13 protein-coding genes are annotated in these 13,683 nt (G+C 44.4%); 7 read left to right on the forward strand and 6 right to left on the reverse strand.

The window, feature by feature from the left end:
- Nucleotides 1-135: 135 nt before the first annotated feature.
- The 3 genes from HQN88_RS25635 to HQN88_RS25645 all read left to right on the forward strand — a co-directional run bounded on the left by HQN88_RS25635 (nucleotide 136) and on the right by HQN88_RS25645 (nucleotide 3,673).
- Nucleotides 136-1,035, forward strand: coding sequence for a LysR family transcriptional regulator (locus HQN88_RS25635; protein WP_173117860.1), 900 nt, complete (start codon nucleotides 136-138; stop codon nucleotides 1,033-1,035).
- A 102-nt stretch (nucleotides 1,036-1,137) separates the two neighbouring features.
- Nucleotides 1,138-2,001: a hypothetical protein gene (locus HQN88_RS25640; protein ID WP_173117862.1), complete on the forward strand. Its 864-nt coding sequence runs from the start codon at nucleotides 1,138-1,140 to the stop codon at nucleotides 1,999-2,001.
- A 25-nt stretch (nucleotides 2,002-2,026) separates the two neighbouring features.
- Nucleotides 2,027-3,673: a fibronectin type III domain-containing protein gene (locus HQN88_RS25645; RefSeq protein ID WP_173117864.1), complete on the forward strand. Its 1,647-nt coding sequence runs from the start codon at nucleotides 2,027-2,029 to the stop codon at nucleotides 3,671-3,673.
- Nucleotides 3,674-4,712: 1,039 nt separating this feature from the next.
- Here the strand turns inward: HQN88_RS25645 and HQN88_RS25650 are convergent.
- Nucleotides 4,713-5,576, reverse strand: coding sequence for a transposase (locus tag HQN88_RS25650; RefSeq protein WP_173117866.1), 864 nt, complete (start codon nucleotides 5,574-5,576; stop codon nucleotides 4,713-4,715).
- 674 nt (nucleotides 5,577-6,250) lie between these two features.
- Between HQN88_RS25650 and yunB the strand changes: the two genes are divergently transcribed.
- Entirely contained in the window at nucleotides 6,251-7,015 is a 765-nt protein-coding gene (gene yunB, locus HQN88_RS25655; RefSeq protein ID WP_246320454.1) for a sporulation protein YunB, read from the forward strand.
- Nucleotides 7,016-7,053: 38 nt separating this feature from the next.
- Here yunB and HQN88_RS25660 read toward each other — a convergent pair whose 3' ends face one another.
- Nucleotides 7,054-8,100, reverse strand: a complete 1,047-nt coding sequence (locus tag HQN88_RS25660; protein WP_173117868.1) for a M23 family metallopeptidase — start codon at nucleotides 8,098-8,100, stop codon at nucleotides 7,054-7,056.
- 116 nt (nucleotides 8,101-8,216) lie between these two features.
- On the opposite strand from HQN88_RS25660, the gene larC2 reads away from it, so the two are divergent.
- Nucleotides 8,217-8,711 (forward strand): nickel pincer cofactor biosynthesis protein LarC2, encoded by a 495-nt coding sequence (gene larC2 / locus HQN88_RS25665; protein WP_173117870.1) that lies wholly within the window; start codon nucleotides 8,217-8,219, stop codon nucleotides 8,709-8,711.
- A gap of 26 nt (nucleotides 8,712-8,737) precedes the next feature.
- On the opposite strand, the gene larC is transcribed toward larC2, so the two are convergent.
- The 3 genes from larC to larE are packed head-to-tail and all read right to left on the reverse strand — an operon-like array spanning nucleotide 8,738 to nucleotide 11,370.
- Entirely contained in the window at nucleotides 8,738-9,742 is a 1,005-nt protein-coding gene (gene larC, locus HQN88_RS25670; RefSeq protein ID WP_173117872.1) for a nickel pincer cofactor biosynthesis protein LarC, read from the reverse strand.
- Between the two features lie 9 nt (nucleotides 9,743-9,751).
- On the reverse strand, nucleotides 9,752-10,525 hold the full coding sequence (larB, locus tag HQN88_RS25675; RefSeq protein WP_173117874.1) for a nickel pincer cofactor biosynthesis protein LarB: 774 nt from the start codon (nucleotides 10,523-10,525) through the stop codon (nucleotides 9,752-9,754).
- Nucleotides 10,522-11,370: an ATP-dependent sacrificial sulfur transferase LarE gene (larE, locus tag HQN88_RS25680; RefSeq protein ID WP_056613311.1), complete on the reverse strand. Its 849-nt coding sequence runs from the start codon at nucleotides 11,368-11,370 to the stop codon at nucleotides 10,522-10,524. The genes larB and larE overlap by 4 nt, the downstream gene beginning before the upstream one ends.
- Nucleotides 11,371-11,455: 85 nt before the next feature.
- Between larE and lipA the strand changes: the two genes are divergently transcribed.
- Together lipA and HQN88_RS25690 are read left to right on the forward strand one after the other, a co-directional pair.
- Nucleotides 11,456-12,403, forward strand: a complete 948-nt coding sequence (gene lipA, locus HQN88_RS25685) for a lipoyl synthase (RefSeq protein WP_173118014.1) — start codon at nucleotides 11,456-11,458, stop codon at nucleotides 12,401-12,403.
- A 48-nt stretch (nucleotides 12,404-12,451) separates the two neighbouring features.
- Nucleotides 12,452-12,772: a YutD family protein gene (locus tag HQN88_RS25690; RefSeq protein ID WP_065850742.1), complete on the forward strand. Its 321-nt coding sequence runs from the start codon at nucleotides 12,452-12,454 to the stop codon at nucleotides 12,770-12,772.
- A 77-nt stretch (nucleotides 12,773-12,849) separates the two neighbouring features.
- Here HQN88_RS25690 and HQN88_RS25695 read toward each other — a convergent pair whose 3' ends face one another.
- On the reverse strand, nucleotides 12,850-13,662 hold the full coding sequence (locus HQN88_RS25695; protein WP_173117877.1) for an NAD kinase: 813 nt from the start codon (nucleotides 13,660-13,662) through the stop codon (nucleotides 12,850-12,852).
- Nucleotides 13,663-13,683 lie beyond the last annotated feature (21 nt).

Here is a 13,683-nt window from a genome sequence, read left to right on the forward strand (position 1 = left end):
AGAAGCGGAGCGTCAGCTAAGTGTCAATGCGAGGTAAATAGAATGTTAAGTTTTTGTTGTGTATCTATTCATCTCCATAGATTTTTTCTATAATGAGCCCCAAAGAGATTGAACTAGGAAGAAGAGGGATACGGAATGAATTGGCATATGTTAAAATTTCAGGTCATTGAACTGCTGGATAAGCACAAACGCATTACGTCAGTTGCAGAGCACCTAGGACTCAAACAGCCCACAGTATCATTCCATATGAAATCAATGGAGCAAGAGATGGGTGTACAGTTATTTTATTCTAGAGGGGGGAAAGTCCATTTAACCGATGCGGGGCAATCGTTGCATCATTATGCTAAGAAGATCAATGCGCTTGTGCAGGAAGCGGAACGAGTTGTGAAGGAGTTCGATGAGCGAGGCAGTGGTCATTTGAAAATAGGGGCAAGCTCCGTGCCAGGTACGTATGTGCTTCCGGAAATGCTAAGCTCATTTTCAAAATTATATCCACAAATTTCGGTATCTTTAACTGTTCGACCAACTCCGATCATTCAAGAAATGCTGCTCAACCATGAAATCGATATCGGCATTATGTCTGCAGAGCCTTTTCAATGGTCTCCGCTTGTTGGGGAAACACTGTGTGAAGATGAACTGGTTTTCTTTTTTAATCCGAATCATCGCTTTGCACGACAAGAAACACTATACCCAGAATTATTAAACGAAGTTCCTTTTATCTTGCATGGGCAAGAGTCTAGCACAAGAACCATGACACTGAATTGGGCCAAAACACTAGGGGTTAAACTCAAACCGGTCATGGAAATGGATTCCTTAGAGGCGATCAAACAAGCTGTTTTGACTGGAGAAAGTGTTTCCGTTATATCGAAAATAGCAATCGCTAAAGAACTGCAACGAGGTGAATTAAGTTGTCGTAATATCCCTCAAAATCCTTTTAAACGATACATTTATTTCACTTACAATGCGGATCGGATCCGTTCCTCTTTCTTTGATAGTTTCTTATCTTGCTTGCATGATTCAGTTCGTGCGTTTTAATCCTTTACAAAAACATCATGCACCGATGACAATCTTCGAATAAATCTACTTTATGCTCATGTCTGTAAGAAAAAATTTCCAGAAACGAAGAGGAGATGTGTGATGTTTAAGAAAAATGCGTTGACTGTCATCATGGCCGCTGTAGTCGGGACTAGTTTACTTGCGGGTATTGGTACAGCACCTCAACCAGCGAGTGCAGCAAGCAACATGGTTCCAGATTACGAGGTAAAGCTCCTTCTGAATCCAAGTGTCGTACTCGGAACTGATTTCAAGTTGACAAGCAGCGTAAGATCAGCATTTGGTATGCCGGATACCGTTACCAAAATGAATGTAGAATTCCTCGATACAAATGCTAAGGACATTTACAACAACGGTTGGAGCCCGCGTATTCGCAAGACAGAAGGAGAAAGCGACTTTGAACTTAGCTATAAAAAGAGATATGCCATAACGGGAAGCGACATCACAGGCGCTCTGACATTGGCGAATCAACAAGGATTTAATTCAGGAGATACGGGGTACGAAGCGCAAGTAGAATGGGGCTATCAAAAGAAAACCCTTAGCATAACTCGTTCCAAGAAAGGGAGTAAATCGGGTTATAGCGGTATGGATCTGCCTAATCTAGCGGATTCACGGAGTCTACTGATCAATAATGCACCTGATAAATTTAACAATTGGGTTTCCAGCGGTTGGGGAACCAGTAAACTATCCACATCGCGTGTATTCGGACCCATTCTAGCCAAACGTTCCATCGGTACATGGAGTGGATTGCAGTTGTACATTGAAGTTTGGCCAATTCGTAACGCAGCAGGGACGGGGACAGAATATGTCGTAGAAGCTTCCTTTAAAACATCGAGCCAAACGACGGCATCTACCAAACATGATGAATTAATTACTTATTTGCAAGGCAAAGGTTGGTTCCTGGCTCAAGATTCCTTGAAGACACAATTAATTATGGACCGTTACTAAATGACGAATGGAGATGACTCAATCAATGTTCCAAGCTTATAAATTGTCCAAAGTAATCATGGCTTCAACTGCAGCAGCCTTGCTTTTAACTGGTGGCATTCTGAGTCCTCAACAGGCTTCCGCAGCAAATGGTACACCCAACTATGAAGTTAAATTTAATCTAAATCCCAGTATCGTTGTGGACTCTAGCCATAACTTAATCAGCAGCGTACGCAGTCAATTTTCAACCGGCTCTTCATCCAAATCCTATCGTGTTCAGTACATGGATACTGCGACAGGAGCAATGGATGCTCAAGGCTGGAGTGACAGGATTCGTAAAAAAAGCAGCGACAGCACACACCAACTGCAATTTAAGAAGCGTTATCCCATAACGAACGGTGACATTACCGGTGCTTTGACAACTGCAGCGAATGATGGTCTGAATAGCTCCGCCTCTGGATTTGAGTTTCAAGTTGACTGGACCTTGAGCAAACAAACCTTAAGCGTGCAGTATGAAAAAGATGTGACCGTTTCTGGCTACAGCGGCAGTGGACTCAACGCTCCGAATCTAGCGACATCTCGATCCATCTCCGTTTCCAATGCGCCAAGCCAGCTTAAAAACTGGAGCAGCTCAGGTTGGGGAACAACACAATTAAACAATTCCGTGATCTATGGTCCAATTGATTTTAAAAGATACGAGGGTACTTTTGATGATTTCGACCTAGATATCGAAGTGTGGACCATCCTGAATGCCGCCAAAACAGGAACAGAAGACATCGTAGAGGCCTCCTTTAAGGCAGATACCCTAAGTGAAGCAACGACAGCACGTACCGCTCTTATGAATTTACTTAATTCAAAAGGATGGTTAGTGCAGTCTGACGTGCTAAAAACAAGCTTGATTATGGAACGTTATGCGCCCACCGCTCCAACACCAGATACAACAGTACCATCTGTAGCAACGGGATTAACCGCTACAGCAACATCCAGTACCCAAGTTCAATTGAATTGGACGGCTGCGACAGACAATGTCGCTGTAACAAGCTATGATGTTTATCGCAATGGGACTAAAATTGGCTCATCCTCTACGCTGGCATACAGTGATTCAGGCTTGACAGCTTCAACAGCTTATAGCTATACAGTAATTGCTAAAGATGCAGCTGGGAATGCTTCCATAGCTAGCAGTGCAGTCTCCGCGACTACATCGGCTGGTGGTGGAACAGGAACCCTGTATTACAACGTAAATGGCAGTAACGTTTCCTATATCGAAGCGGAGACCTACACAGCCAAAACAGGTACATTTACACAAACATCTTGCACTGCATGCTCGGGATCGTCTAACATGCAGACGCCAAACGGATCGGGAGACAGTGACACGAATTACCTCAAATACGACCTTGAAGTAACAAATGGAGGTTCTTTCTACATCTACTTGCTTTCACAAGGTCCAGATGGCAGTTCAGATAGCTTCAATGTGGCTGTGGACTCAGGTAGTAACTACCAAGTAACTACAGGCAGCGCGGGCAGCTGGGCTTGGAAAAAGCCAAGCAGCTCAATCTCACTTTCCACTGGTACACATACACTTTATATCAAAGTCAGAGAAGATGGCGCCCAAGTGGACAAAATCGCACTCTCCAAAACAAGCAGCACCCCAAGCGGACTTGGCGGCACAGCTCTTGTCCCGTCTACACACTAACTGCACTCAATAACTACATAAATAGTAATTCCAAACTTTCGAAACCATCCAAGTGATGGGGACGGAAGTTTTTTTTCATAGCGTTGCGCTTTATTTGAAAAGTCTCAAGCCCCCAAGCGCCCAAGCGCCCAAGCGCCCAAGCGCCCAAGCGCCCAAGCCCCCAAAGCCCTAAATACCTTTGTCTCTAAGTCATTACAAAAACTAAAGCGAGTTCTTGTACACTGTCCTATATCATTCGCAGCCATTTATGTCCACTATCCCCTTAGCTCAGAAAAATGATAGCACTATGAATTTGTGATAGTGTGACAAACTAGACCAGACAAGTTCTTATTATTAGTCCCAACAGATCAACACAAACTAAACGGCCACCACTACAGAATGGATATCCACAACCCAACACAGATTAAACAGACCCCACTACAGAACGGGATTCCATAACCCAACAAAGCTAAACAGACCCACCGAAGAATGGAAATCCATAAGCCAACAAAGCTAAACAGACCTCACTACAGAATGGGATTCCATAGCTCAACACAGATTAAACAGACCCATTGAAGAATGGAATCCATAACCCAACAAAGCTAAACAGTCCTACTGAAGAATGGAAGTCCATAGCCCAACAAAGCTAAACAGACACACTGAAGAATAGAAATCCATAACCCAACAAAGCTGAACAGCCCCCACTACAGAATGGAAGTCCATAGCCCAACAAAGCTAAACAGACCCCACTACAGAATGGGATTCCATAGCCCAACAAAGCTAAACAGACCCACTGAAGAATGGAAATCCATAACCCAACAAAGCTGAACAGACCCCACTACAGAATGGAAGTCCATAACCCAACACAGACTGAATAACCCAGACCCAACTACAGAATTGAACGCAACTGCTCAATCCAGACCGAACTATATCCAGATATCTGATTAAACCAGATAAACAAATCCATCTTTAAGCGATTCATCTCTAAATCTAAAAGGCGTGACTGAATGTAAATTGAAGGAGTTTAAAAGATCAAAAAAGTTACTGACGAGCAGTGTCCTCAAAAAAGATTAGTGATTGCAGTAGAATTAAATATGCAGCGTTTAATCAAGTTTTCAAAGACAGGTATTTTAGACGTAGTAAGATTAATTCGGTAGCAGAATTCGTCTAAATAGCTTTGAAGGTGACGGGCGCCGATGCCATGGAAGGTGGTATTCATCCAAGTGCTTGCTTGTTTAGCAATTTCAAGTAGGGGGCGCTGCCGTTTTGACGTATAGAATCCAGTTATCGTCTGAATCGCTTTCACAGTATGTTCGATATGGTTCTTTTGAAAGGTGGCTAAGTCGTTTTTAGCAATATGTTTATTTGTAGGATGTGAGGGTATAACATGTTTAATTTTGATATGAGTAGGTTCACTTGAATCATTGAGTGAGGAGCCTACAAGCAAGAGATGTTCTTGAGGATGCTTGTGGACAGTTGGATTGAATGGTTTTCCATAGATGGCGGAGTTAATTTGAACAGAACCTGTCAGCGGACATTGATTATCCGCCTGTAGGATGGAAGTGCGAATTTTATGAAGGATTAACCAGGCTGTTTTGTAAGTGACTTTAATAAGAGTTGAAAGCTCCATGGCAGTTGTACCAATATGAGTACGAGAAAATAGGTAAATTGCCAACAACCACTTACGAAGCTCAGTTCTTGAGCCTTCCATAATCGTTCCAGAAAGTAATGATACTTGGAATCGACAACGGGAACATTCATACAAGGGCAAACGTCGAGTTGTTGTTACATAGGCGTGACGATGTTCACAATGTGGGCAACGAAAGCCTTCAGGCCATTTTGTTTGAATAAGAAAGTTGATGCAGGTATCTTCGGTGGAAAAATAATTATGAAATTGCTCATAAGACAAACTTGAAAAGTCCATAAAAATTTCTCCTTAATTACATGTAATAGAAACGTTTGTTCCCTTTTCATTATACCAAACATATGATCTATTTTCAAGAATTTGGATGAAAAATCAGGCTCTTTTTATCTGAGTGAAGGGGATAGTGGGGATAGAGTTTGAGGAGAAGAAGTAGTGGGGGCAAAGGCACTGGGGGGCGTAGTTGATATTGGGTATTGTAATTGAGGAAAAGTTAGTACGTAAGGATTAGGGAAGTGCAATCGAGAAAGGTATTGTGTAGAAGAGGGGGAGTGCAATGGGAAAGGCAGGAAGTGTGAAATAGGGTAAGTGCATTTGAGGAAAAGTTAGTACGTAAGGAATAGGGAAGTGCAATGAGAAAAGTAGTGTGTAAGAAGAGGGGGAGTGCAATTGGGAAAGGCAGGGAGTTTGAAATAGGGTAAGTACATTTGAGGAAAAGTTAGTGCGTAAAAAGGGCAGAGCAATAACAACGGTAATGTGTAAAAAGTACGAAAGTGCAATCGGGACAGGAGTGAAATAGGATAGTGTGGTTTGGTCATGTGGAGAGAATGATTGGGGAGTATGTTAGTTAGGAATGATGGATGGTGGAGGATTGGATCGTCTTTTTCAAAACATGTCCGCATAAGGTAGTACTAATGAATTATGTGGAATTTGGTTACGGAGGAAGGGGGAAACGCATGCTGCAGAGGCGACGATGGAGAAGCAGGCCAACTGTAAAAACAAGCCGTAAAAAGGTACTGTGGATTGGTTTGCTCATCTTAGTCTTGTTTTGCATTCAGTTTTTTATTTTTATTGAACGAAATTTAAGGCCGCCTTTGATGAATCTGGCGAAGGTTAGGGTTAAACAGATTGCAACCCAAGCGATAAATAGTGCAATTGCTGATCATGTGGCAGGAGGAACGAATGCTGAGCAATTAATTGATTGGAAAATGGATAAGAACAATAAAATAACAGGTTTTATGTTGAACTATAATGAGCATATGAGGATTACTTCGGAGGCTATTAAGACGGTCCAAGGAGAGTTGAATAATCTAGAAAGTATTGCAGATCATATTCCGCTTGGGCAGGCTATGAATAGTGCTATTCTCGCCTCATTTGGTCCAGATATCCCGATTAGACTACTTCCTGTTGGAAGTGTGAAAGTGGATTTAAATACAAGAACTCAGAATGTTGGGATTAATATGGTGATGTTTGAAGTATATGTGCACATTGTTGCCGAAGTTTCTGTTATTATTCCATTTGATTCCGAAACTGAAATTGTAGAAACGGAAATTCCTATTTCCTATTCGCTTGTTGTGGGGGATGTTCCTACTTATTACTATGACAATAAAGGTAATCCAGTGGGAAGTTCGAAGGAGGGCAGTCCACCAAGCATAACATTACCAACTATTCCACATTCAGGGTCAACGAATGCTACACCGAAGGAAGGTGTAACTAAATAAAAGTCTTAAAAAAATAAACCCACCGTAAGATGGCGGGTTTATTTCTTTTTACTTCGATCTTCGCGCTCCCATCTTCGTAAGGATGGATAGGGATCGTAGCTCCATTCTGTTGAGCCGTTATCACGGTATAGTCCGAAATGAAGATGAGGAGGAAATTTACCGGATGTACCTGGTTTTCCGTATCCGGAGCTGCCGACCCAACCGATGGTTTGTCCGGGCTTGACGATATCGTTTATTTTGAGCGTCTTTTGAAAACCAGAAAGGTGGGCGTAGTAGTGATAAATGTTGTTTAGATCACGAATGCCAACTCGCCAGCCACCGTAGGGGTTCCACCCTTTTATTTCAACGATGCCATAGCAAGTGCTTCTAACAGGAACACCGTAGCCAGCGAATAGGTCAGTTCCTTCATGTGTACGGTGTCCACCCCAGCCGCGACTATCTCCCCATGTGCTTCGGTAAGAGTAGTTGGATGTAACAGGGAGTGGGAATGCATGAGCATTTGCCTCTAATGTGCCCAAAGACTCATAGATTGCAGCGAATTGACGGATACGTTCTACGCTACGTGCGTTGTGGTAATAATTCCAAAGGTTCATTTGTAAGTTATCAACTTTAGTTCCATTATTGCCTAAGATCGCTGCCATAGCCGCTAGTACATCTAAATCGTTGGCTCGGTCAGCGATGCCATCCCCCGATCCATCCCGCCCTAAGCCATGGAAAAAGGAAACACTTTTCAAATTGGAGTCTTGTGGATCTGGATTAAGCATACCCGCCCAAACCAGTTCTGAAAAATAAATATTCGTGATGCTTTGTTGAACTGTTCTTTTTTTGGCGGTGTTCATGGTTTTCTCATATTGATCTACAGCAGCTAGGTACGTCCAAGGGATACCCGTGAGTAAGCCTATTTTTTCAAAAAGCTCTTTTCGCTCCGCTTGTGAAGGTTTGGTCGGTTGGGAGTTTGGTATAGGAGCCTTCTGGTCATATGTCATAGCTGATGATACATCAATAGTTGAAAAAGGTGGTAATGAGATTGTTGATAGGAGGAGGCTAAGGACGAGAACCTTTGACCAAAATGCTCTGCTTTGCATCTCTATCATCCTTCCTGAAATGTTAGTTCTTAGGATGTACGGATGTCTTGTTGTTTATCCTTCGATCTTTCGTTGTTGCGTGATATTTGCTATGATGCCAATAAGAGGTGGAAACAGTGACTTTTAACCATAGAGATGAGCATGTAGACGATCATATGCTATTAGTTCAAGCCAATTTGGATGATATGAATCCAGAGTGGATGACTTATGTGATGGATAAGCTTTTTGATGTGGGTGCAAATGATGTATACATGGTGCCCATCATTATGAAACGAGGACGTCCTGGCATCATGCTGAATGTATTAGTGGACGAGGCACGATTGTCTCAGATTGAGGAAGTTATATTTAGTGAAACGACCACACTTGGCATTCGATATTTGCATGCATCTTGTCATCGATTGGCCAGAGAATTTGAGCATGTAGAAACAGCTTGGGGACCCTTAACGGTAAAAGTTGGGTATCACGCTGGTAAGTTAGTACAATATGCACCTGAATTTAAGGAATGTGAACAAGTAGCAAGAATGCATGAAGTACCTCTGAAAATGGTTTATGAGGAAGTTAGGTTACTATTTATGCAACAACAGAAACAAAAAAACGCTCTTCCATTGTGATGGAAGGGCGTTTGTCATGTTTAATGCTATTGTGGGGTGCCAGGTGCGGCATCGCCATGATGCGTATGAGTATGAGAGTGATCATGATGATGATGATCGTGATCGTGTTTATGATCGACTTTATGGTCATGACTGTGTGAATGGTCATCGTGCGTATGCGTATGATCATGATGGTGGTGATGGTCATCGTGCGTATGTGCATGATCATGATGGTGGTGATGGTCATCGTGCGTATGTGTATGTTCATGACTATGATCATGCGCTAGATGCTCATGGCTAACCTGCCATTTACCAATAAACGGGTCAATTTTGCCAACGACAACACGCAGAACATTTGGCTGTTTAGGCAAGTCTCTTGTGCCTGCACCATAACCGATTTGGTCAACGACCATCGGTGGGAAGCTTTTGGAGAACTCATCTACAATGCCAGAAATAATTCCGGCACCAGTTGGCGTTGTCATTTCTAAACTATAAGGCGTTGACGCGATAGGTAAGCCTCTCATCATCTCCAGTGTGGCAGGAGCGGGTACCGGATAAATACCATGATCGATATGTATGGTTCCTGATCCAAGTGGTACTGGAGAGGAGAAAATACGCTCGATTTGTAAAGAGTCGATGGCTAATGCAACACCTACGATGTCGACGATGGAATCAATGGCACCGACTTCATGAAAATGTACTTTTTCAATAGGAGTAGCGTGAATCTTAGCTTCAGCAATCGCAATTTTTTCGAAAATAGCTAAGCTTAGTGCTGTAACCCGCTCATTGAATTCTGCTTTTTGAATGGCATTGACGATTTCTGAATAATGTCTGTGTTTCTTTGGAGGATGTTCCGGATCGAGTATGACATCCAGTTTAAGGGCAGAAATGCCGCGTTTCACAACACGCTTCCATTCCAAGGTGTAGGGCTCTAGTTTGATTTTGGAAAGCTCATCCTCAATGTAAGCACGATCTGCTCCCGCATCAACCAAAGCGCCAAGGGTCATATCGCCGCTAATTCCGGAGAAGCAGTCCAAATATAAAATGCGCATGGTTGTAATTCACGCTCGTTTCGACATATTTTTGTTAATGAGTCCCGCATAATAACCACCACCAAAACCATTGTCGATGTTAACGACAGAGATCCCCGGCGAGCAGCTATTGAGCATGGATAGCAGCGGTGCGATCCCGGCAAGGTTCGCGCCGTACCCAATACTCGTCGGTACAGCGACGATGGGTTTAGACACAAGCCCGCCCATGACGCTGGCGAGTGCGCCTTCCATGCCGGCAACAACTACAATCGCGTTCGCACCGCGAATGAGCTCGAGCCGGCGGAAGAGCCGATGAATGCCAGCGACACCCACGTCGTACACGCGTTCAACGTGGCTGCCTAGGCATTCGGCTGTAAGGGCCGCCTCCTCCGCCACAGGGAGGTCGGAGGTGCCTGCACACACGACGGCGATATAGCCGTCGTGGACTTTGAGCAGCGGGCGCTTAAACCAAGTGAGCGCCCTTGCGGTTTCGTGGTAGGTGACACCTTCCACGTTGGCTACAACATAGGCGGCTTTGGCCGCGTCGACGCGTGTGGCGAGCACGCGGTCGGTATGCTCCATCAGCCGCCGGAAAATGGCCTCGATCTGCTCGGGCGTCTTGCCTTCCCCGAAAATGACCTCGGGGAAGCCTGTACGCTTCTCGCGATCGATGTCGAGCTGCGCAAATCCAAGATCAAGGTTGGCGGGACCTGACCCGCCTTCTTTGATGATTTGCTTTTTGGCTTCGTCGATGTCCAGATCGCCGGCCTGGACGAGTTTTAGGATCTTCTCTAAGTCCATCATAAGGAAGCTTCTTTCACCTTATCTTTCGTTTCTTGGGATAGCACTTCATTCATACTGCCCGTGCGGTAGCCTTGCAAATCTAACGTGACATACGTAAAGCCAAGCTTGCTGAATTTCTCATAAATCGCATCGCGATGTTCAACGACTTTGTGAATTTCGTCTGGCATGACTTCGATTCGTGCAATCTTCTCATGATGACGCACGCGTACTTGATAGAGCCCAAGCTGGGAAAGGAAATATTCGCCTTCATCCAATTGGTCAATCTTCCACTTCTCGATTTGCGTACCATACGGTATACGAGAGGATAAGCAGGCAAAAGAAGGTTTGTTCCATGTGCTCAGACCAAGCTCTTTGGAAAGCGCTCTGATCTCGTCTTTGGTTAAGCCGGCTTCTTGCAGCGTACTGCGGACGCCTTGCTCATTCTTCGCTTGCAGTCCTGGTCTATAGTCGCCTAGATCGTCGACATTGGAACCATCCAAGAGAAACGGATAGCCCAGTTCCTTCGCGATGTCTTGTAAATGGGAATAAAGCCCCGTCTTGCAGTGGTAACAACGGTCAGGATTATTGGCAACGAAATTCGCGTTCTCCAATTCCTTTACCTCTGTTTTATGCAAGCGAACGCCAAATTGCTCTGCAAGTTGTGCAGCGGCATCAAACTCCCTCGTGGGAAACGTTTCAGATGCTGCGGTTACGGCAAGGACTTGGTCACCCAGCTCTTGCTGTGCACGTTTGAGGACGAATGTACTGTCTACCCCTCCGGAGAAGGCGACGATGACACGGCCCATGTTTCTCAAAATTTCGCCAAGCTTGCGATCTTTCTCGCGCGTCACTTCAGTTATGCTCATGTTTCTTTCCTCCCATACAGCCTTTATGTAGTAAGCTGAGCTGTTTTGGTCCATCTAAACAAGTGTATCACAAGTGACCCCCAAAGTGGATTGTTTTGTCAGTCATTCATGTTATAATAACATCATTGAGAAACCAAATAAAAAGGCGGGAATTACAGTGCCTAGAAAAGTATTAGAGAGAAAACCAGACTGGTTAAAGATCAACCTTAAGACCGATGAGAATTTCAAAGAAATTAAATCCATGATGCGTTCCAAGACGTTGCATACAGTATGTGAAGAAGCCAAGTGTCCGAACATTCATGAATGCTGGGCGAATCGGACAGCGACTTTTATGATATTAGGCGATATTTGTACGCGGGCTTGTCGCTTTTGTGCAGTTAAAACAGGTCTCCCAACAGAGCTTGACTTGGAAGAGCCGGAACGTGTTGCAGATGCAGCGCTACAAATGGGGCTTCGTCATTGTGTTGTTACTTCGGTGGCACGCGATGATTTAACGGATGGCGGTGCTATGATTTTCGCAGAGACGATCAAAGCGATCCGTCGTAAACTGCCGATGTGCACAGTTGAGGTGTTGATTCCTGACTTCTTAGGTCGAGAAGAATCACTGGCTACCGTGCTTGAAGCAAAGCCAGATATTCTGAATCATAATATGGAAACGGTTGAGCGGATGTCAGATCGCGTTCGTTCCAAAGCGAAATACCGCCGTTCACTTGAGTTGCTGCAGCGTTCTAAACGGATAGCCCCGAACATTCCAACGAAATCCAGTGTCATGATTGGTGTAGGGGAAGAGTGGGACGAGCTGCTGCAAACGATGGAAGATCTGCGTGAAGTGGATTGTGATATTATGACGATCGGTCAATATTTACAGCCGTCCACGACGCATTTATCAGTTTCAAAGTATTACACACCTGAACAGTTTGCAATGCTGAAGGAAGAGGGCATGAAACGTGGCTTTAAACACGTAGAGTCGGGCCCGCTGGTTCGCAGTTCCTATCATGCGCATGAACAGGTGAAAGCAGCATCAAGCGTTTAGAATTCGAATTCAATGAACGGATCATAGAAAGGAGAGCTTCCTACCACCATGATTCATATTGCCAATAAAACATACGAGCTTGTTACCGATCACAAAAATGGTTGGAATTTCGAAGTGTTCAAGGAACGCTTCAGCGAAGTGTTGGAGCGGTACGATTATATTGTGGGCGATTGGGGATATAGTCAATTACGACTGAGAGGTTTTTTTAAAGAAATCCACCCAAAGGCGACCAAAGAATCCTCTATCGCAGCTCTTCAAGATTACTTGAATGAGTACTGCAACTTCGGTTGTGCTTACTTTATTATCGAGAAAGTAAACGCGCCTAAACAGCAAACACCAGCAGAAGTAATCAGTTCAACTACAGTTTAAGCAGCCATAGTAAATAGAAAAACGCCATCTGAACTCCATGAAAAAGGAGCGCAGTTGGCGTTTTGTTGTTCAGTATCCTATTTGACTTCAAGGCCAACGAAGGCCTCGCGAACACGATTCCAGAAAGGGAACGGACGGAAGCGAGCAAATTTCACTTTGACATGGGAAGCAACGCGGCAACGGATGGAGACGACATCGGCACGCTGCATATATTTATGGTCGAGCGACAGCAGCATATTCTGCTGGGCCTTGGGGTAAATGTCACAGTGGTGATGCTTCGGTAAAATCATCGATGAACCCAGTGTACGATACACGCGATTGTTAATCGATGCGATCTCGGCAATTTGAATAGCTTCAAGCGAGGGATGGACCATGGCGCCACCCAAGCTCTTGTTGTAAGCCGTACTGCCTGCAGGAGAAGATATGCAGATACCGTCACCACGGAACATTTCGAACATTTCATCGTTCACGTGAAGTCTTGCAACTAGTGAAACTTCGATCCCGCGAATCGTAAACTCGTTAAGAGCAAGATGTGTTTCAACCCCATTGTCCGTCGTTATTTCGATTTCGACAACGGGGTAGCGCACGACTTGCAACTCCTCTGGTGTTGCAACACTAAACATTAATGAAGCTAGATGATCTAATTCGTTCGGCTTCCAATCAGCGAAGAAACCAAGATGCCCCGTGTGGATACCAACGAATGCGATATGATCTAACTTGTCCACATATTTATGAAAAGCTTGGAGCATCGTGCCGTCTCCGCCAATGGACAGGACGATATCAGGATGATCTTCATCCCTTGGCATGCCTTGCTTAGCGGCGAGAGCGTGGAAGCGTTCGGTCAGCCCCTTGGAGATGTCATCGCCTCGTTCAATGACGTTATATTTCAATCTTGTTCCTCCTAAGAGTTT

It is taken from the genome of Paenibacillus qinlingensis, assembly GCF_013204845.1.
Classification (GTDB): domain Bacteria; phylum Bacillota; class Bacilli; order Paenibacillales; family NBRC-103111; genus Paenibacillus_E; species Paenibacillus_E qinlingensis.

Bases quoted from the DNA above. Each gene is read 5' to 3' on its own strand.
- HQN88_RS25660 (WP_173117868.1), bottom strand. From the start codon at position 8,100: ATGCAAAGCAGAGCATTTTGGTCAAAGGTTCTCGTCCTTAGCCTCCTC.
- HQN88_RS25650 (WP_173117866.1), bottom strand. From the start codon at position 5,576: ATGGACTTTTCAAGTTTGTCTTATGAGCAATTTCATAATTATTTTTCC.
- larC (WP_173117872.1), bottom strand. From the start codon at position 9,742: ATGCGCATTTTATATTTGGACTGCTTCTCCGGAATTAGCGGCGATATG.
- HQN88_RS25690 (WP_065850742.1), top strand. From the start codon at position 12,452: ATGATTCATATTGCCAATAAAACATACGAGCTTGTTACCGATCACAAA.
- larB (WP_173117874.1), bottom strand. From the start codon at position 10,525: ATGATGGACTTAGAGAAGATCCTAAAACTCGTCCAGGCCGGCGATCTG.
- HQN88_RS25640 (WP_173117862.1), top strand. From the start codon at position 1,138: ATGTTTAAGAAAAATGCGTTGACTGTCATCATGGCCGCTGTAGTCGGG.
- HQN88_RS25635 (WP_173117860.1), top strand. From the start codon at position 136: ATGAATTGGCATATGTTAAAATTTCAGGTCATTGAACTGCTGGATAAG.
- HQN88_RS25645 (WP_173117864.1), top strand. From the start codon at position 2,027: ATGTTCCAAGCTTATAAATTGTCCAAAGTAATCATGGCTTCAACTGCA.
- yunB (WP_246320454.1), top strand. From the start codon at position 6,251: ATGCTGCAGAGGCGACGATGGAGAAGCAGGCCAACTGTAAAAACAAGC.
- larE (WP_056613311.1), bottom strand. From the start codon at position 11,370: ATGAGCATAACTGAAGTGACGCGCGAGAAAGATCGCAAGCTTGGCGAA.